The 24,994-nt window shown below is 48.7% G+C and carries 36 protein-coding genes, 1 other RNA gene and 1 pseudogene; 32 read left to right on the top strand and 6 right to left on the bottom strand.

Annotated features, from left to right (window positions below; genetic code table 11):
* Positions 1 to 23: 23 nt before the first annotated feature.
* The gene (locus HFP08_RS17685) at positions 24 to 329 is read left to right on the top strand and encodes a stage VI sporulation protein F (protein WP_168121938.1); all 306 of its coding nucleotides are present in this window, start codon (positions 24 to 26) and stop codon (positions 327 to 329) included.
* Between the two features lie 492 nt (positions 330 to 821).
* Here HFP08_RS17685 and HFP08_RS17680 read toward each other — a convergent pair whose 3' ends face one another.
* Complete coding sequence (locus HFP08_RS17680) at positions 822 to 1,526, bottom strand: SOS response-associated peptidase (RefSeq protein WP_168121937.1); 705 nt, start codon at positions 1,524 to 1,526, stop codon at positions 822 to 824.
* Positions 1,527 to 1,637: 111 nt separating this feature from the next.
* On the opposite strand from HFP08_RS17680, the gene HFP08_RS17675 reads away from it, so the two are divergent.
* The 4 genes from HFP08_RS17675 (at position 1,638) to HFP08_RS17660 (ending at position 4,983) form a co-directional block, all read left to right on the top strand.
* Positions 1,638 to 2,915: a DUF2515 domain-containing protein gene (locus tag HFP08_RS17675; RefSeq protein ID WP_240941540.1), complete on the top strand. Its 1,278-nt coding sequence runs from the start codon at positions 1,638 to 1,640 to the stop codon at positions 2,913 to 2,915.
* A gap of 160 nt (positions 2,916 to 3,075) precedes the next feature.
* Entirely contained in the window at positions 3,076 to 3,276 is a 201-nt protein-coding gene (locus tag HFP08_RS17670) for a WYL domain-containing protein (RefSeq protein ID WP_168121936.1), read from the top strand.
* Positions 3,266 to 4,525, top strand: coding sequence for a DNA polymerase IV (locus HFP08_RS17665; protein ID WP_168121935.1), 1,260 nt, complete (start codon positions 3,266 to 3,268; stop codon positions 4,523 to 4,525). Before HFP08_RS17670 ends, HFP08_RS17665 begins: the two co-directional genes overlap by 11 nt.
* On the top strand, positions 4,522 to 4,983 hold the full coding sequence (locus HFP08_RS17660) for a YhjD family protein (RefSeq protein ID WP_168121934.1): 462 nt from the start codon (positions 4,522 to 4,524) through the stop codon (positions 4,981 to 4,983). Before HFP08_RS17665 ends, HFP08_RS17660 begins: the two co-directional genes overlap by 4 nt.
* Positions 4,984 to 5,126: 143 nt before the next feature.
* On the opposite strand, the gene HFP08_RS17655 is transcribed toward HFP08_RS17660, so the two are convergent.
* Positions 5,127 to 6,197, bottom strand: coding sequence for a glycosyltransferase family 2 protein (locus tag HFP08_RS17655; RefSeq protein ID WP_168121933.1), 1,071 nt, complete (start codon positions 6,195 to 6,197; stop codon positions 5,127 to 5,129).
* Between the two features lie 349 nt (positions 6,198 to 6,546).
* Here HFP08_RS17655 and HFP08_RS17650 point away from each other — a divergent pair, with 349 nt between their 5' ends.
* The 3 genes from HFP08_RS17650 to HFP08_RS17640 all read left to right on the top strand — a co-directional run bounded on the left by HFP08_RS17650 (position 6,547) and on the right by HFP08_RS17640 (position 8,521).
* Positions 6,547 to 7,242: a glucosaminidase domain-containing protein gene (locus HFP08_RS17650; protein WP_240941538.1), complete on the top strand. Its 696-nt coding sequence runs from the start codon at positions 6,547 to 6,549 to the stop codon at positions 7,240 to 7,242.
* Positions 7,243 to 7,338: 96 nt separating this feature from the next.
* The gene (locus tag HFP08_RS17645; protein ID WP_168121931.1) at positions 7,339 to 7,989 is read left to right on the top strand and encodes a peptidoglycan recognition protein family protein; all 651 of its coding nucleotides are present in this window, start codon (positions 7,339 to 7,341) and stop codon (positions 7,987 to 7,989) included.
* A gap of 124 nt (positions 7,990 to 8,113) precedes the next feature.
* Positions 8,114 to 8,521, top strand: coding sequence for a zinc ribbon domain-containing protein (locus HFP08_RS17640; RefSeq protein ID WP_168121930.1), 408 nt, complete (start codon positions 8,114 to 8,116; stop codon positions 8,519 to 8,521).
* Between the two features lie 111 nt (positions 8,522 to 8,632).
* Here HFP08_RS17640 and HFP08_RS17635 read toward each other — a convergent pair.
* Together HFP08_RS17635 and HFP08_RS17630 are read right to left on the bottom strand one after the other, a co-directional pair.
* Positions 8,633 to 9,019, bottom strand: a pseudogene (locus HFP08_RS17635) (manganese catalase family protein); the annotation flags it as partial.
* A gap of 36 nt (positions 9,020 to 9,055) precedes the next feature.
* Complete coding sequence (locus HFP08_RS17630; RefSeq protein ID WP_168121929.1) at positions 9,056 to 10,636, bottom strand: recombinase family protein; 1,581 nt, start codon at positions 10,634 to 10,636, stop codon at positions 9,056 to 9,058.
* Between the two features lie 101 nt (positions 10,637 to 10,737).
* Here HFP08_RS17630 and HFP08_RS29755 point away from each other — a divergent pair, with 101 nt between their 5' ends.
* Positions 10,738 to 11,067, top strand: a complete 330-nt coding sequence (locus HFP08_RS29755) for a LytTR family DNA-binding domain-containing protein (protein ID WP_168121928.1) — start codon at positions 10,738 to 10,740, stop codon at positions 11,065 to 11,067.
* 121 nt (positions 11,068 to 11,188) lie between these two features.
* Entirely contained in the window at positions 11,189 to 11,386 is a 198-nt protein-coding gene (locus HFP08_RS17620; protein ID WP_168121927.1) for a hypothetical protein, read from the top strand.
* Positions 11,387 to 11,495: 109 nt separating this feature from the next.
* Here the strand turns inward: HFP08_RS17620 and HFP08_RS17615 are convergent, their stop codons facing one another.
* Both HFP08_RS17615 and HFP08_RS17610 read right to left on the bottom strand, forming a co-directional pair.
* A complete protein-coding gene (locus tag HFP08_RS17615) occupies positions 11,496 to 12,050 on the bottom strand; it encodes a hypothetical protein (protein ID WP_168121926.1) in 555 nt (184 codons plus the stop codon).
* Positions 12,051 to 12,188: 138 nt separating this feature from the next.
* Positions 12,189 to 12,887: a helix-turn-helix transcriptional regulator gene (locus HFP08_RS17610; protein ID WP_168121925.1), complete on the bottom strand. Its 699-nt coding sequence runs from the start codon at positions 12,885 to 12,887 to the stop codon at positions 12,189 to 12,191.
* A gap of 174 nt (positions 12,888 to 13,061) precedes the next feature.
* Here HFP08_RS17610 and HFP08_RS17605 point away from each other — a divergent pair, with 174 nt between their 5' ends.
* The 22 genes from HFP08_RS17605 (at position 13,062) to HFP08_RS17500 (ending at position 24,971) form a co-directional block, all read left to right on the top strand.
* A complete protein-coding gene (locus HFP08_RS17605; RefSeq protein WP_168121924.1) occupies positions 13,062 to 13,325 on the top strand; it encodes a helix-turn-helix domain-containing protein in 264 nt (87 codons plus the stop codon).
* Complete coding sequence (locus tag HFP08_RS17600; protein WP_168121923.1) at positions 13,294 to 13,935, top strand: helix-turn-helix domain-containing protein; 642 nt, start codon at positions 13,294 to 13,296, stop codon at positions 13,933 to 13,935. The genes HFP08_RS17605 and HFP08_RS17600 overlap by 32 nt, the downstream gene beginning before the upstream one ends.
* 91 nt (positions 13,936 to 14,026) lie before the next feature.
* Entirely contained in the window at positions 14,027 to 14,257 is a 231-nt protein-coding gene (locus HFP08_RS17595; protein WP_168121922.1) for a hypothetical protein, read from the top strand.
* Positions 14,258 to 14,500: 243 nt separating this feature from the next.
* A complete protein-coding gene (locus tag HFP08_RS17590; RefSeq protein ID WP_168121921.1) occupies positions 14,501 to 15,676 on the top strand; it encodes an Alp7A family actin-like protein in 1,176 nt (391 codons plus the stop codon).
* On the top strand, positions 15,673 to 16,014 hold the full coding sequence (locus tag HFP08_RS17585; protein WP_168121920.1) for a hypothetical protein: 342 nt from the start codon (positions 15,673 to 15,675) through the stop codon (positions 16,012 to 16,014). The genes HFP08_RS17590 and HFP08_RS17585 overlap by 4 nt, the downstream gene beginning before the upstream one ends.
* A gap of 13 nt (positions 16,015 to 16,027) precedes the next feature.
* Positions 16,028 to 16,348, top strand: a complete 321-nt coding sequence (locus tag HFP08_RS17580; protein ID WP_168121919.1) for a hypothetical protein — start codon at positions 16,028 to 16,030, stop codon at positions 16,346 to 16,348.
* Positions 16,348 to 16,566, top strand: coding sequence for a hypothetical protein (locus HFP08_RS17575; protein WP_168121918.1), 219 nt, complete (start codon positions 16,348 to 16,350; stop codon positions 16,564 to 16,566). The genes HFP08_RS17580 and HFP08_RS17575 overlap by 1 nt, the downstream gene beginning before the upstream one ends.
* Positions 16,563 to 16,739 (top strand): aspartyl-phosphate phosphatase Spo0E family protein, encoded by a 177-nt coding sequence (locus HFP08_RS29750; RefSeq protein WP_481856582.1) that lies wholly within the window; start codon positions 16,563 to 16,565, stop codon positions 16,737 to 16,739. The genes HFP08_RS17575 and HFP08_RS29750 overlap by 4 nt, the downstream gene beginning before the upstream one ends.
* 41 nt (positions 16,740 to 16,780) lie before the next feature.
* The gene (locus HFP08_RS17565; protein WP_168121916.1) at positions 16,781 to 17,071 is read left to right on the top strand and encodes a hypothetical protein; all 291 of its coding nucleotides are present in this window, start codon (positions 16,781 to 16,783) and stop codon (positions 17,069 to 17,071) included.
* 4 nt (positions 17,072 to 17,075) lie between these two features.
* Positions 17,076 to 17,321 carry a hypothetical protein gene (locus HFP08_RS17560; protein ID WP_168121915.1) on the top strand — a complete coding sequence of 82 codons (246 nt, stop codon included), beginning with the start codon at positions 17,076 to 17,078 and terminating at the stop codon, positions 17,319 to 17,321.
* Positions 17,312 to 18,253, top strand: a complete 942-nt coding sequence (locus tag HFP08_RS17555; protein WP_240941536.1) for a hypothetical protein — start codon at positions 17,312 to 17,314, stop codon at positions 18,251 to 18,253. The genes HFP08_RS17560 and HFP08_RS17555 overlap by 10 nt, the downstream gene beginning before the upstream one ends.
* Before the next feature lie 83 nt (positions 18,254 to 18,336).
* Positions 18,337 to 18,588, top strand: coding sequence for a hypothetical protein (locus HFP08_RS17550; protein ID WP_168121914.1), 252 nt, complete (start codon positions 18,337 to 18,339; stop codon positions 18,586 to 18,588).
* A gap of 177 nt (positions 18,589 to 18,765) precedes the next feature.
* On the top strand, positions 18,766 to 18,951 hold the full coding sequence (locus tag HFP08_RS17545; protein ID WP_168121913.1) for a hypothetical protein: 186 nt from the start codon (positions 18,766 to 18,768) through the stop codon (positions 18,949 to 18,951).
* Positions 18,933 to 19,130, top strand: a complete 198-nt coding sequence (locus HFP08_RS17540) for a hypothetical protein (protein WP_168121912.1) — start codon at positions 18,933 to 18,935, stop codon at positions 19,128 to 19,130. Before HFP08_RS17545 ends, HFP08_RS17540 begins: the two co-directional genes overlap by 19 nt.
* Positions 19,131 to 19,135: 5 nt before the next feature.
* On the top strand, positions 19,136 to 19,939 hold the full coding sequence (locus HFP08_RS17535) for a DNA adenine methylase (protein ID WP_168121911.1): 804 nt from the start codon (positions 19,136 to 19,138) through the stop codon (positions 19,937 to 19,939).
* Between the two features lie 199 nt (positions 19,940 to 20,138).
* Positions 20,139 to 20,324, top strand: coding sequence for a hypothetical protein (locus HFP08_RS17530; protein WP_168121910.1), 186 nt, complete (start codon positions 20,139 to 20,141; stop codon positions 20,322 to 20,324).
* A gap of 303 nt (positions 20,325 to 20,627) precedes the next feature.
* A complete protein-coding gene (locus tag HFP08_RS17525; RefSeq protein ID WP_168121909.1) occupies positions 20,628 to 20,867 on the top strand; it encodes a hypothetical protein in 240 nt (79 codons plus the stop codon).
* 56 nt (positions 20,868 to 20,923) lie between these two features.
* Positions 20,924 to 21,079: a hypothetical protein gene (locus tag HFP08_RS17520; protein ID WP_168121908.1), complete on the top strand. Its 156-nt coding sequence runs from the start codon at positions 20,924 to 20,926 to the stop codon at positions 21,077 to 21,079.
* A gap of 16 nt (positions 21,080 to 21,095) precedes the next feature.
* Positions 21,096 to 21,162, top strand: an RNA gene (locus tag HFP08_RS17515) — hammerhead ribozyme type II.
* A gap of 25 nt (positions 21,163 to 21,187) precedes the next feature.
* Positions 21,188 to 21,958 carry an ArpU family phage packaging/lysis transcriptional regulator gene (locus tag HFP08_RS17510; protein ID WP_168121907.1) on the top strand — a complete coding sequence of 257 codons (771 nt, stop codon included), beginning with the start codon at positions 21,188 to 21,190 and terminating at the stop codon, positions 21,956 to 21,958.
* A gap of 23 nt (positions 21,959 to 21,981) precedes the next feature.
* Entirely contained in the window at positions 21,982 to 23,445 is a 1,464-nt protein-coding gene (locus HFP08_RS17505) for a hypothetical protein (RefSeq protein WP_168121906.1), read from the top strand.
* Positions 23,446 to 23,975: 530 nt separating this feature from the next.
* Positions 23,976 to 24,971, top strand: coding sequence for a hypothetical protein (locus HFP08_RS17500; protein WP_168121905.1), 996 nt, complete (start codon positions 23,976 to 23,978; stop codon positions 24,969 to 24,971).
* Positions 24,972 to 24,994 lie beyond the last annotated feature (23 nt).

Raw genomic sequence — 24,994 nt, 5'->3', positions numbered from 1 at the left:
TACTCATTAGACTGGATTGACGAATGGAGGTGTCTATTACGCCTGGCTATCAGAATTACGGCATTCGGCCGCAGCTTGTCGAGCGTGTGAAGCTCAAGCTGAAAAATCCTGTAGTGAAGGACCGGATACGACAACTGCTGGGGCATGTGACGAAATACGATTTGCAGGATCGGTCGAAGGTTCGCAAGCTTGTGAAGTCTGCCGCCGGCATAATGCAGGAGAATCTGACCGATGCGCAGGAGGAACAGATCGTCGCCTTCATCCTGGCGCAGAAGATCGACCCGAACAACACGTTTCATTTGCTCAAGCTGTGGGGCATGTTTCGTTAATCTTCCGTTGTGCGGCCACGTGGCTCGTGACGCCTGTATTAGCTGGTTTGCGCTTGGGTGGATTGTTCGTCTATGCAGCAGCTCACGCGCCCGTGGTCTCGTCCTGAGACGCATCGCCTGACTTGAATGCCGACCGCTTCGATGCGGTCGGCATTTTCAATGATTTGAGAAGATGAGATCGAAGCAATGCCGTCTAAAACGGTTAAACGGGAATTCCTCCCCTATATTTCGGGGGAATCGCCGATTTTAGCATTTATACTGGATTATCTCCTGCTTATTTTGCCGTTTCACGGCATAGGGGTCGATTGAGTGAGAATATGAGGGAGAAATTCCAGTATATAAGGACTTGTTGGTTGATAAGGCGTGGATATGCTGGAGAAATTCCATCATAATCGCTGGCCGGAACAGAAGGGGAAGAAGGCGGATGAGGGACGTGAGCCTCTGTTTGTGACGTATAGGAGCCATTTCCGCCGTCGGCTACCTCCGCCGTCGCTACCAAAGCCGCAATTGCTCATCTTCTGCCTGCGGCGCAATCAGCGAGGCGTCGTCATTCCTGACGTTGCCTACCGCCGCTTCCACCGGATAGGCTTCCAGCTCATGAGATGGATAGGGCGCTAACAGACGCTCCAGCCTCGCGGGATCCTGAACGCTGCGGTCGAGCCAGAGCGCTTCGTCCCGCTCATGGACAATAACCGGCATGCGATCGTGAATCGGCTTCATCAGCTCGTTGGGCGTTGTTGTCAGAATCGTGCAGCTGCTCAGCTTGTCGCCGCCGGGCGATTGCCAGGTTTCGTACAATCCGGCGAGGCTGAAGATAGAGCGGTCCTTTGCGACGACGCGCATCGGCTGCTTGCGCTTCTTGCCGTTCTGCTCTATCTCCTGCCACTCATAGAAGCCGTCCGCCGGAATAAGGCAGCGCTTGCGCTTCAGCGCGTCCTTGAAGGCCGGTTTCGCGGCGGCTGTCTCCGCACGAGCGTTAATCATGCCCGAGCCGATCTTCGGATCATCCGCCCAGGGCGGCACAAGCCCCCAGCTCAGCTCGCCCATTCTGTTCTTGCTGCCGTCGTGGACGATTGCAAGCACCATTTGGCGGGGGGCTATATTATATTTGGGCGAATAGGGAATGGTGGTTTCGTCAATGCCGTATCGCATGAGAAGCTCTTCGAGCGTAATCGTCAAGGTATATCGTCCGCACATCTTTCTTCAACCTCCCGCAGTTGCTTGAATAGGCTAATTATACCCCGAAGTATGCGGAAATGCGTAATCGTTGATAATGGTAGTAACAGTAACAAGAGAGGAGAGAAACAGGTGAAGGATTCGGGAGGCTGGCTGGGCCGGCTGCTGGCGATGCCGATTGCCGCATTCGGCTACGCGATCGGCAAATGGAAGGCAATGAGCGATTCGGAGAGGATGCTGGAGTCCGCCGAGCCGCTTGGGCTGCCGCAAGCTTCGGTGATGAAGCTTGCGCATGCCTGGTCAAAGCTTGGGGCGGAGGCGGGAGCCGCGGGAAGCTGGGATAAACCGGAGTTAAAGCCCGACGAGTCGATGCTGATTGAGCGGATTCGTCTGGAGACCGCCGAGCATAACCGCAATAATGTGACGCGGACGGAGGCCTATCGCACGCTCTATTTTCAATATCCGGAGCTGCACTGGGCGCTGCTCGCCCATATGGTCTCGCGCAACGGCGGCTGGAACATGACGGATCTGCGGGGAGAATGGCTGCCCAGGCTTTTGACCGAGAAGCAGCGCAAGGATGTGTTCCTTCTGCTGGAGCGCTCCAACGCGCTTATTTTCCAGGATGCCTACCCGCAGTTGCTGCTCTATCATTGGAGCCGGAGGCTGGACCGCAATCTCTTCCACCTGCTTCCCTCTTTTGGCGTATCCGTCTTCATGGGACCGGTCTGGCGCATGTTCTGGCATGAACGCAATTCGCCCCTTCTCACCGTTGCGCTTATCGTCAATGAACAGCATTATATCGAGCGACGCGTCGTGCGCAACGACTACTTCAAGGAGCGCGTGCTGAAGACGTTGTTCTTCGGCTTGCAATCGCTCATGCAATTGAACGGCGTGATCTTCCCTTACGGAAGCGGGAAGACGGAGGAGGAGAGGGAGCTCCGACTTTCCGGACTCATTCTTGAGAGCTTCGAGAACTTGTCCGAGCGCATTGCGTTCGGGAAGAGCCTGTATGCGATGCTTTTCGGCATTCCCCGCATCCTGGAGGGCGTTCGCAGCTTTGCGGCTGCGGTGAAGCATACCGGCTCGCGCTCCGATTATGCGCCCTTGCTGTTCCAGGCAATTCGTCATGAACCGCCCCGCCGCGTCTACAAGGAAAAGCTGCTTGGCGGCCATCTGAAGAAGGGAGCGGCGCCTATCTACAGTCCCCGGCTGCCGGACGCATGGAAGGATCATCCCGTCGATCCGCCCGAGCAGGGAGATTGGTTCACGGGCTCCGCCGAGGCTCTTTCCCATTTCCGCGAGCTTCCCCTTCCTTCTATCTTCGAGATTACGAATGAATACGGCCTCATGCTTAATAAGCTGGAGCTTGCCGTGCTTGCGGCTCAGCGCCAAGGAAAGCGGGGGCGTTGAACGCTTTCCCGACATCGCGCGATAGCCGCAGACTTGCGGCGTCGAAGCGAAGCGGATGTAATTTTTCCCATATGAAGATTTGTATAGATTACCTCTTGCGCGGGAACAATTGTTCGTATTAATATAGATTAAGAACAAACGTTCGCGGGAGTGAAGAGAGATGTCAATGGATAAATGGATTGGTCGGAAAGTCATGATCATTTACCTGGATCAGCAGCAGCATGTCAGTCAGCGCGTCATCCGTATCTTGAAGTTCGAGAATGGCATCTTGCACGCGTACGACGAATCGAAACGCTTGCCGCGCACCTTTCGAGGAGAGCGCGTGCTTGCGATGGAGCAAGTGAAGCAGCATGTGTCCTGAGCGGTCGATTCTGTTGGTCGACGGACAATCTTTCTACGCCTCGGTCGAGAAGGCGGCGCATCCGGAATTGAAGGATATGCCGGTAGCCGTGGCGGATCCGGAACGTCGAAGCGGCATTATATTGGCGGCATGCCCCCTCGCCAAAGCGCAAGGCGTGACAACGGCCAGTCGCGTGTCCGAAGCATTGGCCGCCTGCAAGGATCTTGTCATCATCAGGCCCCGAATGCAGCGTTATATCACGATATCGCTGTTAATGACTGAAATTTTCGAAGCGATTACGCCTCTCGTGGAGCCCTACAGCATTGACGAACAATTTCTGGACGTGACGGGGAGCCAATGCCTGTACGGTTCCGCCGAAGAGACGGCTCGCCACATTCAGCAACGCATTATGCTTTCGACGGGAGTTTGGAGCAGGGTCGGGATAGGCCCCACGAAGGTGCTGGCCAAAACCGCGACGGATAATTTCGCCAAACGCCATCCGGACGGCATTTACAGGCTCGACCACAGCAACATCGAGAAAGAGCTTTGGCCGATGCCCGTCCAGCAAATGTTTATGGTGGCCTCCAGGATGACGCGGCGTTTTGTCATGTGGGGTATTCACACCATTGGCGACATCGCTCGTATGGAATTGCCGGATTTCAAACGATTAATGCGGCGCATGATGGGCAAGCAGTCCGATATCCAGGCCGAATATTATTGGCAGACCGCCCGCGGCATCGATCCCAGTCCTGTTACGCCTTCCATACGAGGCGCTCTGAAATCGGTAAGCCACGGGAAGGCGCTCCGAGCGTCGCTCTATACGAAAAAAGAGGATATCGAGGTCGTGCTTCTCGAATTATGCGCGGAGGTATGCCGGCGCGCCCGCAATATCGGGATACAGGGGCGGGTCGTCGTACTCGGTTTGGGGGAGACAGACGGCTTGCACGCCCATTCCTTCGGCCGGCAATTGACGCTGCCCTATCCAACGAATCTGACTCGCGAGCTGCGAGCGGCCATTCTGCGCCTCTTTCACGAGTACTGGGGGGGCATGCCGGTCAGCTACATTACAGTTGCGCTCGCACAGCTGGCCAAGGATGATATTCAGTATCTTGATCTGTTCGAGGATCGCGCCAAAACGTATGATCTGGAACGAGCGATGGACGGGATAAAGGACCGCTTCGGCGATACGGCGATATTGCGGGCCTCGTCGCTGCTGGAAGCCGGAATTGCCCGCGAGCGAGCCGGGCAGATCGGGGGGCATTACAAATGAGCAAGCTCGACGGCAATAACCGGTGGGGAGGGAAGATGCTGATGACCGAGCATCAACAACAGTACGACAACCGGAGTCAGCCGAAGCTGACAGGACGACCGACCAGGGAAGAACTGGTGATGATTCGGGATTTCATTATTTATCCGCATGTCATTAGTATGATTCAGAGAAGTCAGGAGGACGTGAGCTCCGCGCAGCTTGCTTTAAAAGCGGTCATTATAAGATGCCTCGAGTATTTGATGCATCGGGCGTCCAATGATTATTATTCGCTGAAGCGGGAGCTCAAGTCCAGAAATATTAAAGTTATGGAAGAGGAGACGAATGACGGCATACTGTACTACCGTTACTTCTGCAGAGGGTACGACGATAAATTCGGAATTGTCAGGGAAACGCTTCGTACGGAGATTATTCAACAAATGACCCGTTATACCAATGAAATCGGACAAAAGCTAAGATAAAGCATGCAAAGGAGACGGGCATCTTGCCGGTTTGCGGAAGATGCTCTTATGCAGCGGCTAGCCATCCATGTCGGAGTAGAGCCTTAGCATCCCTATCCGCTCCTTCTGTCCGAGCGCCTTCGCGGATAAGACGGCAAGGCGTCTTATCCCCGCGTTTTCTTGAAATAGTTGTCGTTGTATACGATGCTTGGATGACTTGGATTAAAGCCTTTGGCCAGCTCGTGATGCTCAATCGCTTTGTCCCGGCGGCCGATCTTGTCGTAGCAGACGGTCAGCTGCAGATGGGGCAGCCAGGTCCATGAAGCGTTGTCCGTCGTGCCCATGTGATTGTTCGGACGCTCCAGCGTCGGGACGAGGGAGAACCAATAGATGGCCTCTTCATACCGTTTTTGATCAAGAAACGCTTTGCCCAGCTCGCAGCAGAATTCGGCGCGCGGTGTCGCATAGCTCAGCGTGCGGAGCAGAGAGAGGATCTGCTTATCCTTCTGCAGCATCCGTCCGTAGCAGTTCGCCTGCTTGATGCAGGCAGCAATCTCGTCTTCCACCCAGCCGCGGCCCGATTGGAGGAACTGCTCATATCTGTCCGCAGCCTCTTGCAGCCGGGCATGATCGCGAAGCTCGTTGGCGAAGTAATATTGATCGCGCGGCGAGAAAACTTCTCCCTTCTCCTGGCGCTTCAAATAAATATTGAGGTTGCGCGCCGTGTGCTGGCGCTCCTTGCGATGCGTTACGGAGACATCGCTGTGATGGATATTTCCGTAGACGGCCAAATATTCGTGAACGGGACCGATCCAGCGGAAGCCGCGGTCGCGGCGGACCAGGCGGTTCCGTCGCAGGCTGTACACGGGATTGCCTTCTTCGTCGAAGGAGAGATGATAGTTCATTGACACGCTGTCATAATCGAAGGGCGTGCGCGCTTTGAGCTCCCGCAGGAGAAGCTGGTCCTTCAACTCGAACACATCATCCGCGTCCAGCCACAGAATGTATTCCTTGGTCGCCTGGGCGAAGCTGTAATTGCGGGCCGCGCCGAAATCGTCAATCCATTCAAAATCATAAATCTTTGCGCCGTAAGAAGCGGCAATTTCCTTCGTCCGATCCTCGGAGCCTGTATCGACAATGATGATTTCATCCGCGATATCGGCGACGGATGAGAGGCAGCGGCCGAGGCTGTCCTCCTCGTTGCGGACAATCATGCATAAGCTGATGCTGATCATGGAACGCTCATCCCTTCATTCTTGAATCGCTCATCCCTACCATTCTATTAGGGAAACGCCTGTGGTGTGCGATGCATCTTTTGGCCTGAAGCTTTGAAGGAAGGGCGCCGGGTTCTGTACGAAGCATAAGCCGACGGCTTCTTGTCCTTGGACAAGAAGCCGTTTCGTTTGGCTCGAAAGCCGCATACACATATTCTATCGAATGTTCTTCGTCACTTCACAAGGAAGTTTGAGAGGATACAACACTATGAATATGCGAAGGAGCGAGGGTATGGCTGCTATGACGAGAGATCAGTTTTTTAACAGCATTTTGCCAATAGTCTTGACCGTAAGGAAGGAGGGATCACCGATGTTTCCTTCGGTCAGGCTCGCGCAGAGTTTGCTCGAAACAGGAGGGGAGCTGAATAGCTGGAACAATCTTGCGGGCATTAAGGTGGGCAGCGGTATTCCGAATGCCTATTGGTACGGCGATGCGATCGTAAAGGGGACATGGGAGTACGTGGGGGAGCAAAGCGTGCCGACAAGGGGGGCTTTCCGGGCGTATAAGAGTCTCTATCATTTCTACAAGGATCTGGATTTGCTGCTGAGCGCTCCGCGCTATGAACGGGTGCGCAAGGCGGGAACGCCGGAGACGCAGGCGCAGATGCTGCTTGCCTGCGGCTATGCGACCGACCCGGCTTACGCGACGAAGCTTATTGCGATCATCAATCAGTATAAGTTGAAAAAATACGATGTCATGACCAAGGCGTCGCCAGTCATTGGCAACTTCGACAAGGCGCTGCAGGTGCCGATCCTGTTCGACAGAGCGGTTATCGGAGAGGGGGATTTGGTGAATGGCACGACCTGGATTCCCGCGCGATCGATTGGCGAGAAGCTGGGGGCGCTCATTAACTGGACGGGGAGCAAGGCGACCGTCAACGGGAATGAGCTCGACACTATTCTCGTAGAATCAACGGGCTATGTAAAAGTAAGGGAATTGGCGGGCGTCTTGGGCCTTCAAGTCACGTGGGACGGCGATGCCAGGGCGGTCACCCTCGAGACTTAGCGCGAGGAGCCCGATGTCTCCCAATGCAAAAGCCCGCTCCCTTCGGCGAATGACGGAATAGAATAGAGTAAAGACATCAGGAAGGGAGTGAAGACGGTGATTGATTATGTAATCGATCATATTCCTCTGACAACCCCTCACAACCGCAGGCCCGGACATCCGCTTCACGCGACGACGCTGACGATTCATAATACGGCCAACCCCACGAGCACGGCGCGCAACGAGCGCAATTGGCTGACCAATCCATCCAATACGGCTACGGCCTCCTTCCATATTGTGATCGACGAGAAGGAAGCGATCGAATGCATTCCGCTCGGCGAGAACGCCTGGCATGCCGGCGACGGCAGCGGCGCGAGCAGCGGCAATATGACTTCGATCGGCATCGAAATTTGCGAAAGCGGCAATTACGACCGGACAGTCGAGCTTGCGGCCGAGCTTATTGCTTCCATGCTTACGGAGAGAGGCTGGGGAACCGATCGGCTTCGCAGACATTATGATTGGAGCGGCAAAAATTGTCCCCGTCTGATGAATGAAGACGGCCATTGGGACGGATGGAAGGCATTCGTCGAGAAGGTAGACGGTTATATGAAGGAGGAGGAGCCTATGCTATCGCCGGAGGATGCGAATCATATCATTTTGTTTCTGAGCGCCGCGTATATGGCAACCGAGGTTGGGGAAGCGCGCGCCGAATTCAACAGGCTGGCGAACGAGCTGCGCAAGGCGAGCGGGCAGCCGCCTCAGCCGTAAGGATAAGTGAAGCGAGGGGCATTGCCCGTTATTTTTTAACTTCTTTCAACTTCAAGGGTTGCGGGCTTTCTGGTTTCTGTACGATAATAGTGGCATAGAAGAAACTGGAAGGGGATGTGCTGCAATGGAAATCGATTGCCCTTGGTGCGGAGAACGAGTGAGGCTTCATGAAGAAATATGTCCGGCATGCAAGCTTGAGGTGCTTCCAGAGCATCTTGTGGAGATGGCGGAAGGGGAGGAAGGCCAAGCAGAGGCGGAGGCGCTGGGAGAGCTGGATAGGGAAGAAAACGAAACCAATCCGCTCTACCTCCTGGAGAAGGAATTCCAATGCGGCCAATGCGGGCATGACGAATGTCGGGTGAAGGAGGTTGCAATGACCGGCGCCGGACTTAGCAAGCTGCTCGACATTCAGCATAATCATTATTGGTTTGCAAGCTGTCTGAAATGCGGAGTCGTGAAGATCTATGATCCTGAGGTGCTGCGCAAGCGGGCGGCAGGCGGCTTCGGCACGGCGCTGGATATTTTGTTCTAGCACGCACTGACTGAATCGATGGAAGAAAGATTTCAATGATCAGCAAAGCCCCTTGTTTCCTGTGAAGTGGAAACAAGGGGCTTTGCCATGACAACCGCTTTGTCCTTGCGGCTAGAATATCGTGCGTTCATCCCGCTTCTCCTTCAAAATTTCCACGGCCTCCCGGAATCGGAGGGAGTGAATGATTTCGCGCTCGCGAAGATATTTCAGCCCATCCTGCAGATCGACGTCATCGGTCATGTCAATCAGCCATTGATAGGTGGCCCTTGCCTTCTCCTCCGCCGCAATATCCTCGTATAGATCCGCGATCGGATCGCCCTTCGCTTGAATATAGGAGGCGGTCCATGGCACGCCGGACGCATTCGAATAGAAGAGTGCGCTGTCGTGAGCGACATAGTGGGCTCCGAGACCGGCTGCCTTCATCTGCTCGGGAGTGGCGTCCTTCGTCAGCTTATAGACCATCGTGGCGATCATCTCGAGATGCGCGAACTCGTTGGTACATTATAGTTATAAATGATGAAATTTTCAATGTTATCAAGGCTTTGTGTGAACCTTCGGATAAAGAATAAGTTCGAATTTATCAATAGCGCCACTCCATCGTCCACCTTTTGGCTTCGTATACACGATTGAATCTATAATCGATCGAAGTAATGCATTCTTCTGTGCTGGATCATCTGTTTGGTGATATACAGATAAGACATGTTCGACCTGAGGGATGGTTTTTATTTTGGCTGTATTTCTCTTCTTCTCCAGTTCAATCGATTGATGCGCTTGATCGATAGATACCGTTAATTCGTTGAGTTGCTTGTTGATATGCTGAGAGCGTTGCATGAATACCTCAACAGTGTATACTTTCTGTTCGAGAAGATCATGCAGATTACTCTTCTGGGCCTCGTATTCCTTCTGTTTCTTCTCTAAAGCCTTGAGCGCTTCCTGGAGGGCTTTTAATCGTAGTTGATCCTGAGCCTTAATCTCCGGTTGATTCTCCTCCCATTCAGCCTTGTACGCGACGAGCCATTGCTTCAAGGAAGCAATAAGCTTATCTTCAACAGTCGTGAAGTAGGATCCGACATTCTTACAATCCTGGCGAGGACACATCAGACTATCTGGTGTCTTCTTATGCGGTCTTAATACAATGGCACCGCCGCACATGCCGCATCTTATAATACCGGCAAGCGGATTGGATATCTTTCCAACAGGAGCTGGGACATGGCTATTGGAAAGCAAAATATCTTGGGCTTTATTGAATACCTCTTCCGTAATAATTGCCGGGTGAAGTCCTTGAGCTTCAATCCATTGTTCTCGCGGCATTCTGGGACGGCTCTTGCTGTCTCTACGCTTCACTAGAGGGCGTGACTTCCAACGAACCTTTCCGATATAAACTGAATTTCGGAGAATGCCGTTAATTGTCGCAACTATCCATCTAGAGTTTTTCATAGTTGGGACTTTTAATTCTTCATTCAAGTATCTTGCAATCAATGCCGTTCCTTTACGCTGTTCGGGGTTTGGATCTGTATACATAGAAAAAATTAATTGGACGATAGGAGCTTGCACGGGATCCGGCTCCAGTGAGTACCCCTTGCCAGGCAACTTCACTCTCTTATATCCGTAGGGAGGGACGTTGCCCATATACTTGCCATCCTTGACCGCATCGGTGCGTCCGCCTTGCATTCTTCTTGTAATGGTCTTGAATTCTCTCCGACTCATAAATAGACCGAATTCGAAATATTCTTCATCATTCTGATCATTCGGGTTATACGTTCTCATGGGAGTTATGATGAGCGTATTGGAATACTTAAAGGCCTGAGCTACAATTCCTTGATCCATTGTGTCCCCACGTGCAAGCCGTTCAACTTCTACAACCAAAACTCCTGTCCACTGTTGGTCTTCTACATCACTTAAAATTTGAATCATTTCCGGACGTTCAGAGATACGCTCTCCCGAAACTGGCCGTTCTCTGTAGATCTTGGTAATGTTTATGTTCAATCGTTTCGCCAAATCGAACAGTATTCGTTCATGTCGAGCATAGGTTTCTTCTTCACCGCGGTCTTCAGCTTCGAGATCCGATCGTGATTTACGTAGGTATGCACAATATTCTCCATTAGGAAGCAGCATTTCTGAACTCCTTTCATTGAAAAACGCAGCTTGAAGATCAGTTAATAGTAGTAATTATGCCATAATTAGAGATATGCCAACAACATGAGGAGCTATGTACGATGAAACATTTACCTACGATACATACCGAATCCCAGGAGCCATTTTGGCTCCCAACGGACGAAATTCTGTATATTAATGTAAATGGAAGGATAATAGAATTCTTTACTTTTAACGGAACATATCGAAATCCGAGAACAATGACTGAGTTGCATTCATTGATTTGGTCCGAGGGATTCGAATTTGCAGACCGTAAATCGACCTTGACCAATCTTCAAAATGTTACAAATTTCGACAAAAAAACAAGAACGGCAAGTTTTGTTCATGAATCAGGAAAAACGATGAAGGTAGAGGTCTCGAGAAGATTATCAAAGATATTCAGATCAAAATAAGAGCCATTGATGATACATAAACGGTCACTTGCTGTTGTCAAATTTCGACAAAAGTAAGTCGAATGGTGTGATACCATAGGGTGGAATTCAATGGAAGATCAGGTCTAAAGGAGGGCATATTGTGATCGTGCTTGCTAAAGAAATAAATAATTCTAAAACGTTAATCGTTCACATAGGTTGCTCTCACCGCAATACGCTGGTATTGATTAAAGATGAAGCCATAGAAAATATTGACTATACTCCAAATGTGAATTCATTTTATCAGGCTGCCTCAATTATAATGGCAAAAATCGAATCTCGGAAGTCTTCACTTTTTTGAGAAGTTCATCAAGGAAGTGTGACCCGAACAAATACTTGGCTGGCTTCTCTGTCACAATACTCGGAAATTGTATCTTAACCGACGAGGTTCTGCTTCGCTCTGAGGCTCTTCATCGGGGCTTCTCCGATTTATTTACCAAATTTAGCTGTATTCTATCTGAACGTTCAATTAAATATTGAAGAAAGTCAAACGCTGTTTTTTGATCGGCGTCTTGCAACTGTTCGACTAGGCTATGTAGTTCGTCTTTACGAACACTATGTTGGCTATTCTCGACAATGATATCATTTTCTTGTGTATGAAATTGTTTTCTGTTTTTTTTATCATACAACGGAGTGAATGGTTTTTCTCTAGCCATATACTTTGATTTATGTATAATGATAGCATTTAATAACGCCTCAAAACCTGCTTCATCTAACATTTCAAATGCTGGTTTGAGACGCTCCATCTGACCAGCAATTATTAGTTTTTTGGCATCTCCGCCTGTAACATCGGTAATTGCTTTCGTTACATGTTCAGATGCTGGGGGAATATCACCTTTTAATAATTTACTTATATAGGCTTGCGAAACTGGGTTATCGTTCACAGCACATCTCCTTGAAATTTCTCGAAGAGATAAACCTGAGCTATCAATATCACTCTTTAATAGCTCTCTATAGTTGTTCATTAATTAACATCTCCTCTCTCAAAGAGCATACATCAATGAAAAAATATAATCAATAACTGATGATTATCAGATATCAAAAAGAGTAATCAGCATAAAAGAAACTCCTCAAATTGGTGAGGAGTTCATCTTGAGTTAATATTATTTTTTCTTTGAATCCGAATCTCGCTGATCTTTTCCCATTCGATAAGCACGGAGCGCAATTTTTAAAGCATTTAATTCATCTTCTTTAGGGGGATCCTCGTCAAACCCAAGCTCTTCGTATACACGTTTATATTTTTCATCCTCGGCATCAGAATAATTCCCCTCGATATCATCAGCGTCACTTTTAACAAAAGGATGGACTGTGAATGTATTATTTGTTTTATCCAGTGTGTAAGTGAAATACTGGCTTAAAATGATTTTATCGTCCATGCTGGCATTTTGAAATTGTTTCCTAATTTCGTCTCCATGCAATGGAGTAAAAGGAATTCCTTCAGCAAGACATTTTGTTTTATGTCTTTCATTCATCTCCTGAACGAAATGATCCCTGCTGACCATATATCCAATGATGGAATTCAAAAACTCCTCAAATCCCTCTTGTCCTAATTCCTCTAATACAGGTTTCAGTCGTTCCATTTGTCCCGCCACAATAAGTTTGTTAACATCTCCACCTGTAATTTCTGCAATGGCTTTAGTAATTTCTTCTGATGCAGGTGGTTTGTTTCCATTTTTTAATTTACTTATATAAGAACGGTCTACTTTAATATTTTTAGCGGCTAATTTTAAAGAGATTTCTCCGAGGCTTAATTTACTTTTCTCAATATACTTTGAAAGTAATAACGCATAAGTACTATTCATAGTCAGACATCTCTCCTTATTTTTATCATAGCCGATTGTTGACTTTTAAAACAACATAAAAAGAGTTCAATAAAAATAAAGTATTGACTATTTAGGCACTAGGTTGTACTATCTAATTTAAGTAATGACTTTTAAGGCACTAGTCTATGATAATAACGAAAAGAGGTGGATAAAATGAGGTATGCTGAGCTCCTTAATAATTTAATTACTAAAAATAATTTATCACTAACTGAATTGGCCAAGAGGTTAGAAATTATGGATGTAAAGATAGATACCGGTTATTTAAGCAAACTGAGATCAGGTAATAAAGCCCCAGCAAGCGATAGAATTAATGAAGCCTTAGCAAGAGTGTTGAATATTGATCCACTCGAATTAAAGATCGCCGCTTACAAAGAAAAAATTCCTAATGATGTTCTTAACAAGTTGGGAGGTGTTTAACATCGCGTATTCAACATTCTTGGCCAATGCTATTAAAAAAAGTGGATTGACGTTAGATGAAATTGCCCTTTATGTAGCTGAAGACACAGGAAGCTCCCCATCGAAGCAATACTTGAGTCGACTTCAAAATGGCCGTATCGCTCCAGCATCAGATAAGCTGAATAATGCTTTATCTAAAATATTAGATATTAATGCGATTGAACTATTAACAGCTGCTTACAAAGAAAGAATACCGCCAGAAGTTTTAGCAAGACTTTACGAAGAAGGCTTTAACTGCCCTCATCGAGTAATATCCAAAAATAAAGGAACTCATTCATTGAAGATTAGCGATATTGTTGAAAAATCTATCGATTCTTTTGATGTTAATTTGGAATTAAGAATTGCCATAGGGAATCGATTGAAGATTGCTAGAAAACTGAATAAACTATCTCAATCTGTTGCAGCACATCGTTCAGGAATACATCACAGTATTCTGAAAGAATACGAATTGGGAGAACGGGAAGCCGGTTATGTAAGTCTAGTAAAGCTGTCTCAACTCTATGGTATCTCTTTAGACTGGTTAGTTGGCCGTTGGCACGGTGATGAGGATCCGCAGGATAGTGATTTATAGAACTGAGACAAGCATCTTGAGAAAGCGGTGATTTGGAATGGTAGTCCCAGTGCTTCAGTCGCATACAATACCTCATAGGGGGGATGCGGACGTGACAACAGGAAAGAAAACAAAAAAATTACCGGATCCAAATATTGTTGAGACGTATCAATTGGGAAATACAACCGTACATATAGCGGACAATGCGTATCATGATAAATCTCCTGAAGCGATCAAGCAGGTATGGAAGGACTTCTATGCGGCTGGTTGGGTGATCTGGAATCAGGATGAAACCAAGCAACACGAAAATCAGCGTGAAGAGAATTCTAGCGATGACGAGTAACCAACTGATGTCCGGTGTGAAGGAAAGGGATAGGAAGCCTTGCAGATGTTGCTTACATGAGAAAAGACGACCGATTGCCGTCGATCATCTTTTCAGAGGGTAGTACAGATTAGAGCCTAGACACCTCTAATTCTACACTTCCCCCTCATTATTCCGCAATTATTTTTCCTAATTTTTTTCCTAGTTCTTAAGATACATTTCTTTCCTGAAGTGTCCAAACAACTTATTACGGAGGAATGACAAATGAATATTTCCCATTGGGTAGCCGATTTCGGCAATTCACTTGGCCAGCATATGATTGATGGCCACTATTTCGAGATGCCTTCTTCAATTAGCGAAGTGACTGAGAAAGAATTTAATGGCATGTTCGCTCATCAAGTGAAAGAACAGTTGGATGAACACCTGGTCATTAAATGGACAGAAGGCGAGACCAGCAGATATTTCATGGTTGGAAAGAAGGCCCAGGCTGAATTGCTTGGAAATGCCCACATTTATGCACTTCATGACAAAACAAGCTCCATGACCGTTTGGATTACTTGGCTTGCTGGTTTAGCTCTCTATCACGCATCCAAGTACCCCGAACTGGAGGAGGATCGCATAGAAGTGGAGTACTTCGGCACGTTGCTGCCCGTATGGCTCGTTAAGAAGGCATCAAGCTTTCGCGAAAAGTTGGCCGAGATGGCTTCACGCTTCCGGACAGAGCTGACCTTCGAATTGCTAACGCCTGGCGCTGCTCGCAAGCTGCATGTCCACGTGAAGCACACGGAGTGCCGTGTCGAAGGCGAGAATGCCCGTCATGCGCTCAAATATGATCTAGAGGGGAATTTGAGCGACGAAGCGCATCGATATAAAGAGGCGTATGTCGTGATGAACGACATTGGCGGTCAAAGTCAGGACTTGTGCAAGCTTCAGCCTAATTTGAATGGAGCACAGACAGCAGATGATTTCAGTAGTTCAACTGATCAGAGCTATCTAGCCGTACTGGAGAAGCTTAGAACGGACAAGCTGATGGATTACTTTCAGTCAGTGAGAGCGCTCGAGCAGTTTGTATTAACGCATATCCGCACGCGCAGCTATCTCTACACAAACCCCATTACGCATACTACGGTGGATTTGACGGAACTGATTGAACCTGTTTTGTATGATTTTTCCGAAGTGGCCATGCAAAAGGCGCTGCAGAGCTTCAGCTTCAAGCAAGGGGATCAAGTCTATTACGTCCATATTGGCGGCGTTAATCAATTGCTGATCCATTATACGAAGACCTATTTGGTGCAGCATTTAGGCAAGGAAGTTGCGGAGCAATACCATCTCTTTCCCGAGGATTCTCGCAAGCTCAATATATTCGCCTCAGCCATTGTCGCAAAGAATTATTTGAAGAGACAATCTGAACGGAAAGTACCGGCAACGGAATCGCGATGAGTAAACGGAGGCTGCAATTTAACATATCTGCTCTGAAATTCGAGGATGATGTGCATGACTATATTTTGAAATTGTCCGAATCGAAACGATTGGCAGCCTGGATAGCCAAGCATGCTGAAGCGGAAATAAGGCGTAATGGTACGTCGACGGGCGGCTCGGCATGCGGCGATCAGGTGGTGCTCGAGGAGCTGCGAGAGATTAAGCAATTGTTATTAGGTTGTTCGGTCCGGAAGAACGAATCGGCTGCTGAGGGGAAACAACCGGTCATTCAGCAAATCAGCAGTGAGTCAATGCTTTCGCAGTCGATTGCGGAAGATGATTTAGATTATGGCTTTTAAGGAGGAATGACCCATGCGAAGCAAGGAAGAGGCGATTATGGAGCTGCGTCAGATGGCACAGCGAGGCATTCCGCATGATCAGCTCGTGCTGAAGGATGTCATTGCCGAGGAGGGAGAGCTGGTATTAGTAAGAGATATGCAATTGACTGCCTTCTCGGGCAAATTGTATCCAGCAGTACATTATGAGCTGTGGAGAAGCAGAGTCCATTATGAATTAGGCGACTATGCGCCGGAGGACGGCACTATTCCCTATACCGGTTATGCGACGACCGACGAGCAGGGCGTCCTTCAACAATTTCAGGCTTTATGTAAGAAGCAAGTAGGCGGTGTGTGATGAACATCCTGCAGCATGAGAGGAAACATGTTGGAACGACGGGGCTATGTCTGCATCATACTGTGCTGCTTGAGACAGCAGCAGCGCCAGATATAGCTGTGGTTGCTGATGTGTGCGGTTATCATCCACTTGGCTACGACATGGTCGGGGAACGAATCGAGACCGTCGAGACTGGGAAGTATCGGATAACCTGGTTCTCTTCACCGCAATTGTTATGAGAGCGGCCATGGATGAGCGGAGTCTTCCATTGCAGATTGAACAGAAGCGCAAGCAATTGAATGCACTGGCAGAATCGTATGCGGATTTATTGCACCCGGATGTCATTAGGGCTAGCACAGAACTGGATGAATTGATTGTAAAGTATATGCAGGATAGGGAAGGAAGGCGATAAGCATGTCAATACAAGCGCAAATGGAAACGAAATGGGCAGAGATGGAAGAAATCAAGAAGCAACGATCAGCGCTGTTTGCGAATGAGCAGCGAAATCAGGAGCAAATCAAGGCGCTTTACTACGAAATCGAAATGATGAAATTGCAATATATGTTGTTAAAACGCCAGCAGTTGAAGGAATTGAAGGAGGGCACATCATTCCAAAAAGTGATTGAATCCGTTGAAGGAACGGAAAAGATTAATGAGGATTGTATTCGAATTCTTCGGAATAATCTCTTGGATAATGGATATCGTGATCGCTTGGAAGCCTTGGCATTGTTGGCAGAGGACTAAAACAATGGGACAGGAAAATGAAGCTCTCTACCAATCGGTTCAAGGTTATCCTTCCTTATCGACCTATCAACAATCGCTACTTAAGAGTATTCATGCAAGGCATATGCGGGCATTCGGAACGGAGAAACGTAAGTTGTATACCGTGGATCAGATCCGCAAAGTGATCGGGGATGAAGAAGCAGATTGCTTGAAGATTTATTTCAAAAACGGTGACTGGTGGCATTATTTGCAGGACGGGACATGGTTCTGATGCAGCGCCGCAAGCTGGAAAGGGGCAACAAAATGAAGATTTGCTACCGCGAAATTAACTTTAGGCGAGATAGCCTTGCCCTCATTCAGCAAGTAAATGGCATTATTCAAGAGTATCTGGCAAAGGGATACTCGCTATCCCTGCGTCAGGTCTATTATCAGCTCGTCGCACGGAATGTCATTGAAAACAAGGAACGCAGCTATAAGAACCTGGGCAATCTGATTTCGGATGGGCGTCTGGCCGGCCTGATTGATTGGGATGCTATCGAGGATCGGACGCGAAACATTCGAGGTAATAGCCACTGGAACTCACCTAGCCATATTATTCAATCGGCAGCCTATTCCTTCGCTTACGACAAGTGGGAAGATCAGGACTACCATGTGGAGGTTTGGGTCGAGAAGGATGCCTTGGTCGGTGTTGTGGGGCAAATTTGCGAGAAGCTCGATGTATCCTACTTCTCATGTCGGGGTTATGTGAGCCAATCGGAAATGTGGTCAGCTGCTCAGCGCATTATTCAGAAGAGTGGCGATGGGCAGAAAATGCCGGTCATCTTGCATCTGGGGGATCATGATCCAAGTGGCAAGGATATGAGTCGGGATATTGAGGAGCGATTGGAAATATTCGGCGTTACGCCGATCTTTAGGCGTATTGCGCTCAACATGGATCAGATCGAAGAATATCTGCCGCCGCCAAACCCGACCAAGGTTACCGATACACGCGCAGGAGCTTATATTGATGAATTCGGATATGAGTGCTGGGAACTCGATGCCCTACGGCCAGAAGTAATGGAGCAGCTCATCCGAAATCATGTCACTGAATTTTGTGATGAGACACGGTACAAGCAAGCATTGGATAACGAGAGACAGGCGAAAGAGATGCTGGAGACGGTTGCCGAGAATTGGACAGATATTGAAGCAGACTACGCCAATTAGCCGAAACGCCTTCGGGCGTCGCGAGGAGATCACCGTCCTCGCCTGATGATGGCAGGTGAAAAAACGGAAGGGAGGATATTTGTATGAAGACCTATGCGAATTGGAGAGGCGATCTGGACGATTATTTGCAGGTGGGAGACGAAGTGGATGAAGAGATGGTTGATTATTTCCTGAATATCTTGCCGCCCGCTTGTTGGACAAGCAATCTCGTGCAAACGGGAGAGCCTCATCATCATATCGGAGGAAGAGCTACGTATTCCACGTTCCGTAGAGAAGGAAGTCACTGGTACTATGCAGGACATTGCTATCGCGGCCAAGAAACGCCGCCAGGCTAAATCCAATGAGAGAGGAAGATAAGTATGCCGAATGAAAAAGGATGGTATACGAAGGACGAGATGTTACATACAGGGCTTCCTTATTATATTCCTCGATCATCTCGTTGGACGTCTGAGCCTTATTCTTGCTCCGTATTATTGTCACGGTCTCGTTGCCAAAAGCTTGGGATGCCGATATTGAGTAATGGCTTGGAGAAGCCGTCGGCATTCAGATATATGGCCGCAGCAGGGACGGGCAGCGATGATCTTCAGCATCGTTATGTACCTCTTTATGACCGCACAAGTGTTTTTTTATCCGGTGAATTGCCATTGTCCATATTATTCAAAGGGGAGTTGATGGGGGAATGGGAGAGGAATGGGTAATGCCGGAATGGATGGTGAAGTATGCGCAACGGTTTGTTCGCGATCAGGAGCAGTGTGAGTTTCTAATGAATGTGAAGACGAATGTGGTCGTGAATGCGCCTTTATCGCTAGAAGCATGCAGCATCCAAGGTCAGATCCGATTGCTTGAGCGGCTGCATAAAGCTGGAATGTTGAGGTGATCGAAATGAGTACTACGAGGATTTTACATTATCCGGGCAGCAAGTGGAGTATGGCCGACTGGATCATTTCTCACATGCCGGATCATCAGACGTACTGCGAGCCGTTCTTCGGCTCTGGCTCAGTTCTTTTTCGCAAGAAAGCCTCCCGAATCGAGACTGTCAATGATCTGGATGGCAATGTGGTGAATCTATTCAAAGTCATTAGAGATCGGCCTGAGGAGTTGGCTCATGCTATTCGATGGACACCTTATGCTCGCGAAGAATATTATGCTTCTTATGATGATGTGAAGGATGATATTGAGCGTGCAAGAAGGTTTCTTGTCCGGATGTGGCAAGCCATCGGGGCCAAGACGAGTGATCGGACAGGGTGGAGAAGCGATATCTCAGTGGATACATCCTATAAGCCCAAAGAGTGGGTGAAGCTCCCTGATAAAATTCTTTCTGTGACGGAGCGTCTGAAGGAAGTGCAGATTGAAAATCAGTACGCGGAGATGATCGTAGATCGCTACCGTCGTCCGGATGTATTACTTTATTGTGATCCACCGTACTTGCTTTCTACGAGATCCAAACGTCTCTATAAACACGAAATGATGTCTGAAGAAGAGCATATTCGGCTACTTGATCAATTAGAGGAGCATCCGGGCCCGGTTTTATTATCTGGATACGCGAATGAACTCTATGAAAATAGGTTGCGGCATTGGAACAAGCAGACGAAATGGGTTGCTGCAGAGTCTGGGAAATCTCGCATGGAAGTCCTTTGGATGAATCCGGCAGCTGCTAATCAAACGAGGCAATTAACCTTATTTTAATGCACTTCAAGACGAGAGGAGGGGGAACCGAGATGAATGAAAATCAAATAGATTCTGTTAAACACGCTTTGCATATTACAGGGTGACAGATAAAGGCAAAGCTGCTTTGGCCGATTCTACTGCTGGATGAGATTCGTTTAAGCAAGATAGCCAAGTCGGTTTGATATCAAATCTATATTGTGCAAAGGGATGGAATCTGATGGCTAAAGTTGTAACTTACAGGGGTTTCAAAATTGAATCGCTTATTGACGATGGTCATGAGATCTTCAGGATTTATACGGAAGAAGAGTGGGGTTACGGTGAGGGACTACGATCCTATGAGTGGGATGCTTGTACATATCAAGAAGCTAAGGACTTTATTGATTCTTACGATACAAGCAGATAAAAATTGATCAACGTCTTTTTGCTGTTGATTTTATTGTCGAAACAGAATAGTTGTACATACTCCAGTTGGTTCATAGTGTTCAGCAGAAAGGAAGAATCGAATGATTAGAGTAATTGGAATCGACAAAAGCGGGAAGTTGCGTGATTGGGGAATCGAAGAAGGAACAATTTAAAGTGTAACAGAGGTCCTGATGGAAATCGAATTCAAAATTATCTCTATCGAGGAGAAATAACGCATAGGAGTCATCATTTTGAGGCTTGGGTGAATGTTTACTGATTAACGCAACAAAAGGAGGTTGTTTGTTTGGCATACATAATCGAGTGGAATCCGCTCATGGATAACGATGAAGCAAAGCGTACGCTAGCGAAGCTACATCTCACCTTTTTGACCAATGGCTTTATGTCTATTTCACAGGTATTGAAAATAATTGTGACAACCACTGATGCGGCAGAGGTTTATGCAAAGAACGGACAGATATACCATTATCGAGGATCTGAAAGGCATACAGATCGGCTGGAGCAAGTGGGAGTAAAGAGCATGTAAGATTGGCTATTCTTTGTATAAGAATCCAAAAAGAAAGAATACAGGGGGATAAAAAGATGGCGATAGAGGAACGGTTTCGGGACATATTTCAGCAGCTATATGCTACATTGACGACTGCTCAAATTGAAAAGGCGTTGCGGGCGGCAGGGGCTACGCATCAGGATTGGCTGGACTATTGCGAAGAAATGAGCAGTGTCCCCAATAAGCAGTAACTCTAAACTGAAGATAAGTCGAAACGCTCCTCATGGAGCGTCTCGGAGAGATGGCCTACTCCGACTGATGATGACAGGCTAAAGTGAAAACGGCTAGGAGGGAGAGCGATGTCGTCAGAGCATGCAGACACTCACTTCGAGCAAATGACTCTATTTGAAGATTTGCCAACCGAGGTGGTGCCCAGCGCGGCGGAGAGGAGGAGAAGCCATATGCGACAATTTATGGTCACTGAGCGGAATATAGCGGAAATTCCCTGGGACTGGCTGAATCTGCGTTACGTCAAGCTGAAGCGCTGGATCCGTACCTCGCCGCAGCCGAAGCCGGAATGGCTGCTGGAATATGATCTCATCACCGATTATTTGCAGCAATGCGATCGCCTCCAGCACTGTCAGCCGGATACCGAGCAGTTGACTATGGACATTCAGCCTGTGTCTCGACAATCCTATGTCTGGCTTGTCGAGGAGAAGCTGCGCGAGCATCACCGGCTGAAGGTGGAGCATGCCTGGTTAACCAAAGCGTTGGCTGACCAAAGTGGACGCTATGAGACCGGCACAACCGCGAGATATGGCAATTTAGCGCCAGGGCGCAGCCTTGAAGCCCGATCACCGGTTGAGAATCGAGTATTGCTCCTGCTCTCCCGTGAGGAACGCTACCAGCAAGAGCTGGAGGAGCTTGAAGCAGATTTGCTGCCTTTGGAGCGTATTCTGATGTACAAGCTAACAGCGGATCAGCGGGAGCTTATTGAACGGAAGTATTTCTGTCGCGAGCAGCCGAAGGACGAGGAACTCATTCAGAAGTTTCATGTCGGCCGTCAGAAGTATTACACCATGAAGAAAAGAGCCATACATCGCATCGCCTACGAACTCAAGATTATTTAGTTAGTCTGGAAAGGAGACGATACATGCTACTCGCTACTACGCAATCGCAGCCCAAAACGACGCAGCGACCGATTAAGATGAGTTATCGTTTCCTTCAGGCATTATTTGCAATGGAACAAGACTATGAATCACGCACAACGTTTCGCGTCCGGAATAATGGCGCAGCTCGTTTGGCGCATCACTTGACCAAGGCTGACTTGCAACTGGCGCTTACGCTGCAGAAAGTTGTAGATAGGCATGGACAAATTGCGTATACCAACCGGCATCTCATTTATCAGCAGCTGGTGCAGTTATGTGAGCAGCCGATTTCGAAAGATCAGTTTTACTCGGCCTTTGAAAAGTTCCAATTCAATGGCCTGCTTGTCGTTGCTAAAGATTCGCCCAATACGATACAGGTGCAAGTAGCCGAATACCTGGAGCCGAGCGGCAAGCTGGGCCGCTTCGTGCTGCTGCCGGAGCTGGTTATGGGCAAAGCGTTTGCACAGCTGCCGCTCACGCATCAAAAGCTGTATCTGTATGCTTGCGGGCAGCAAGGGGATCAGCGCGGCAAGGTGCTGCAGCTTAATTTGGACAATGGGCTCTACGATATGCTGCACCGTCAGGAAACGGGCCTGATTCGTGCAGTGCTGCATGATCTGGCGACACAGTCAGTAGAGAATAGCGAACCATTGCTAACAATCGGCCGTATTGAGCGGAATATGTTCGGTCGACCAAAGGCGGTGTATCAGGTGAATAACAAGCTGCTGCCAACGCTTGTTGCTGGCCAGCATTACCGCGAAGCCATGCCGATGAAGAAGGGGATTCGCCGGTTATTTCGCCGCTTGGAGGGCTATTTCAAGGCTGCGGGCTGCGAGGGATTGTCTTGGTTTAATCAAACGTTTTTGTTCGAGCTGGCGGCAGCGCTGCGCGGTAAAAGCGAAGGTTATATCGCCTATGTAATGCAGCGTGTGACGCAACTCGGGCAAAGTGGCTTTCATCAAGCGGATGATTTGTTAAACCTGGTCAAGGCCGAGTTATGCAGCCGCGCTGCGGGTATTCGACTGGCTATGGCCGAACGAATCGGGATCCTTGGTTATTTGGAACGTGGCGCACATTCTAAATTCGGCGATGCATTCCGCGATTTGCCACTTGGTGCATTTCGCAAGCTATGCCAGAAGGTGTTGCCGAATCTTACGCGGGAATACAGCAGACCGGCTGCGTTTAGCGCTATCTCCTACCGTAAGCCAGGTCTCGCGACGGAAGAATTGGAGGCTGTGGCGGATATTGCGACATTCCGAATTATCGCTTTTCAGCGACAGCTCGATCCGGATGCCTTTATAGTGCTTATCCAGGATGTCTACTATTTATGGCAGTCGGGCCGATTGCCGCAAAGCGAGTTAAATGGTTGGCTGGCCGGCAAGCTCGACGATCTACCACTGTGGACGCCGGTGCCCGATTCGCCAGCAGACTTTGATCTTATCTCCTATATGCAAGCCGCCAAAGTGTAAGCCCTTCTGAAAAATCTTTCAGCACAGGGCTCTTCCTCGTTCCTCCTCATTTTCCTTCGATAACTAGCCGCTCTCACAGAACTGCTTGGCTCCACCAGATTTCCCAATCTCTCTCCTAATCGCTATCCACTCTTCCATCTCTATGCAAAAAAACGAAAAAAAACAGAAAGAAGCAAAACAGGGGCATAGGGAGGCTTAGCGAACTTGTCTGTTTCTAACCGACTTCTATTTTCCCTTTGTCTGTTTTTCTCGTATAGGGTCAACCTTTGTCCGTTTTTGTCATTTGAGAATAGGCGCCTGTCCGATAAGACTCGCATTCATCGAGCCTGTAAACGGTTTAGATTTTAATCGGTTTAGTTTCTAATCGATTGATATCATCACGATGCGCTTCGCGTTCAAATATCATACTTTTTTCATACGATCAATTAGCCATTTCAAAGTAACCTTATGGAGTAAGGCAAAACGATAGTTGCAAAGAAGTCGCCCTGTGCGGCTTTTTTGCGTTCATCCCTAAGGAAAGGAGGAAAACGATGCGCGTTCTATTATATGGCCTTCAGCAAGATGGGCTGCTTATGCCACAGCTTGAATGCATGGCTTGCGAGACATGGCCAGCGGTTGAGCAAGCGCTGCTGGTCATGCGGCCGCAGGTGCTTGTGTTACATGAAGATGTTGCCGCCGAAGCGCTAGAGTGGCTGAATGTGCAAGAGCCGGAGCTGCCGGTTGCTGTTGTTATTCGCCAGGACAGCGTACAACATCAGCGGCACTGGACGGCGGCGGGCGCAAGCTGGGTATGGAGCGAGCGAGAGTGGGCGTATCAATTGGGGCAGTCATTCGGCGCATCGCGTGAGAGCATGCAGGAGGTCGCAGAAGCGTTTGTATCGCCTCTGGCGACGGCAGCGGATGATACCGTACACATTGCGGTAGCTGGTGTTTACAGTGGCGTAGGCTGTACACATACAGCGCTCAGCCTGGCGTATTACTTGGCAAAGCGCGCACGCGTCGCCATTTGGGAGGCTGGACCAAGTCCGTGCTTTGATTTTTTGGAGTATAACTTGGGCGGGAGCATGAACCGAAAGCCGCGATTTGACATCGCTCGCAATCTGACTGCGTTTAAAGCGAGCGCCAGTCTGGACTGGGTAGACGCGGTAGCCAGTGATTACCGTTATATCATCTATGATCTTGGCGACATGTCGCAGCAGCCGCGAGGGCTGCATCCCGTCTTTCAAACCGCGCATGTGCCGGTTGTGGTGGCCTCGGCCAGTTTATGGCGTCAGCAAGAGCTGCTGCAATTTTGCAGGCGGCATCATCAGGTGCGGCAGGACCGCTGGCGAATTGCCTTCCCGCTGGCGTCGCCTTCGGCCGCAACCGATATGGCAGAGGCTTTGGTGGGCCGTCCGGCCTTCCGCTTGCCCCAGCTCTCCGATCTGGCCAGGCCAAGCGGGGAAGCGGTGCAGGCGCTTGCGGATTTGCTCGGGTTATCGCCTCAGCCTGGCAAACGCATGAATTGGTTTAGCGGCAAGTCCTAAGCTGCTCTAAGAAAGGAGGGGAA

It is taken from the genome of Paenibacillus sp. HB172176, from assembly GCF_011947265.1.
Taxonomy (GTDB): Bacteria; Bacillota; Bacilli; order Paenibacillales; family Paenibacillaceae; genus Pristimantibacillus.
This window is presented reverse-complemented; position numbering and strand designations above follow the sequence as displayed.

Bases quoted from the DNA above. Each gene is read 5' to 3' on its own strand.
- HFP08_RS17685 (WP_168121938.1), top strand. From the start codon at position 24: ATGGAGGTGTCTATTACGCCTGGCTATCAGAATTACGGCATTCGGCCG.
- HFP08_RS17680 (WP_168121937.1), bottom strand. From the start codon at position 1,526: ATGTGCGGACGATATACCTTGACGATTACGCTCGAAGAGCTTCTCATG.
- HFP08_RS17670 (WP_168121936.1), top strand. From the start codon at position 3,076: ATGTCAATGGATAAATGGATTGGTCGGAAAGTCATGATCATTTACCTG.
- HFP08_RS17665 (WP_168121935.1), top strand. From the start codon at position 3,266: ATGTGTCCTGAGCGGTCGATTCTGTTGGTCGACGGACAATCTTTCTAC.
- HFP08_RS17660 (WP_168121934.1), top strand. From the start codon at position 4,522: ATGAGCAAGCTCGACGGCAATAACCGGTGGGGAGGGAAGATGCTGATG.
- HFP08_RS17655 (WP_168121933.1), bottom strand. From the start codon at position 6,197: ATGATCAGCATCAGCTTATGCATGATTGTCCGCAACGAGGAGGACAGC.
- HFP08_RS17650 (WP_240941538.1), top strand. From the start codon at position 6,547: ATGTTTCCTTCGGTCAGGCTCGCGCAGAGTTTGCTCGAAACAGGAGGG.
- HFP08_RS17640 (WP_168121930.1), top strand. From the start codon at position 8,114: ATGGAAATCGATTGCCCTTGGTGCGGAGAACGAGTGAGGCTTCATGAA.
- HFP08_RS17630 (WP_168121929.1), bottom strand. From the start codon at position 10,636: ATGCTGCTTCCTAATGGAGAATATTGTGCATACCTACGTAAATCACGA.
- HFP08_RS29755 (WP_168121928.1), top strand. From the start codon at position 10,738: ATGAAACATTTACCTACGATACATACCGAATCCCAGGAGCCATTTTGG.
- HFP08_RS17615 (WP_168121926.1), bottom strand. From the start codon at position 12,050: ATGAACAACTATAGAGAGCTATTAAAGAGTGATATTGATAGCTCAGGT.
- HFP08_RS17610 (WP_168121925.1), bottom strand. From the start codon at position 12,887: ATGAATAGTACTTATGCGTTATTACTTTCAAAGTATATTGAGAAAAGT.
- HFP08_RS17605 (WP_168121924.1), top strand. From the start codon at position 13,062: ATGAGGTATGCTGAGCTCCTTAATAATTTAATTACTAAAAATAATTTA.
- HFP08_RS17600 (WP_168121923.1), top strand. From the start codon at position 13,294: ATGATGTTCTTAACAAGTTGGGAGGTGTTTAACATCGCGTATTCAACA.
- HFP08_RS17590 (WP_168121921.1), top strand. From the start codon at position 14,501: ATGAATATTTCCCATTGGGTAGCCGATTTCGGCAATTCACTTGGCCAG.
- HFP08_RS17585 (WP_168121920.1), top strand. From the start codon at position 15,673: ATGAGTAAACGGAGGCTGCAATTTAACATATCTGCTCTGAAATTCGAG.
- HFP08_RS17580 (WP_168121919.1), top strand. From the start codon at position 16,028: ATGCGAAGCAAGGAAGAGGCGATTATGGAGCTGCGTCAGATGGCACAG.
- HFP08_RS17575 (WP_168121918.1), top strand. From the start codon at position 16,348: ATGAACATCCTGCAGCATGAGAGGAAACATGTTGGAACGACGGGGCTA.
- HFP08_RS29750 (WP_481856582.1), top strand. From the start codon at position 16,563: ATGAGAGCGGCCATGGATGAGCGGAGTCTTCCATTGCAGATTGAACAG.
- HFP08_RS17565 (WP_168121916.1), top strand. From the start codon at position 16,781: ATGGAAGAAATCAAGAAGCAACGATCAGCGCTGTTTGCGAATGAGCAG.
- HFP08_RS17560 (WP_168121915.1), top strand. From the start codon at position 17,076: ATGGGACAGGAAAATGAAGCTCTCTACCAATCGGTTCAAGGTTATCCT.
- HFP08_RS17555 (WP_240941536.1), top strand. From the start codon at position 17,312: ATGGTTCTGATGCAGCGCCGCAAGCTGGAAAGGGGCAACAAAATGAAG.
- HFP08_RS17550 (WP_168121914.1), top strand. From the start codon at position 18,337: ATGAAGACCTATGCGAATTGGAGAGGCGATCTGGACGATTATTTGCAG.
- HFP08_RS17540 (WP_168121912.1), top strand. From the start codon at position 18,933: ATGGGAGAGGAATGGGTAATGCCGGAATGGATGGTGAAGTATGCGCAA.
- HFP08_RS17535 (WP_168121911.1), top strand. From the start codon at position 19,136: ATGAGTACTACGAGGATTTTACATTATCCGGGCAGCAAGTGGAGTATG.
- HFP08_RS17530 (WP_168121910.1), top strand. From the start codon at position 20,139: ATGGCTAAAGTTGTAACTTACAGGGGTTTCAAAATTGAATCGCTTATT.
- HFP08_RS17520 (WP_168121908.1), top strand. From the start codon at position 20,924: ATGGCGATAGAGGAACGGTTTCGGGACATATTTCAGCAGCTATATGCT.
- HFP08_RS17510 (WP_168121907.1), top strand. From the start codon at position 21,188: ATGTCGTCAGAGCATGCAGACACTCACTTCGAGCAAATGACTCTATTT.
- HFP08_RS17505 (WP_168121906.1), top strand. From the start codon at position 21,982: ATGCTACTCGCTACTACGCAATCGCAGCCCAAAACGACGCAGCGACCG.
- HFP08_RS17500 (WP_168121905.1), top strand. From the start codon at position 23,976: ATGCGCGTTCTATTATATGGCCTTCAGCAAGATGGGCTGCTTATGCCA.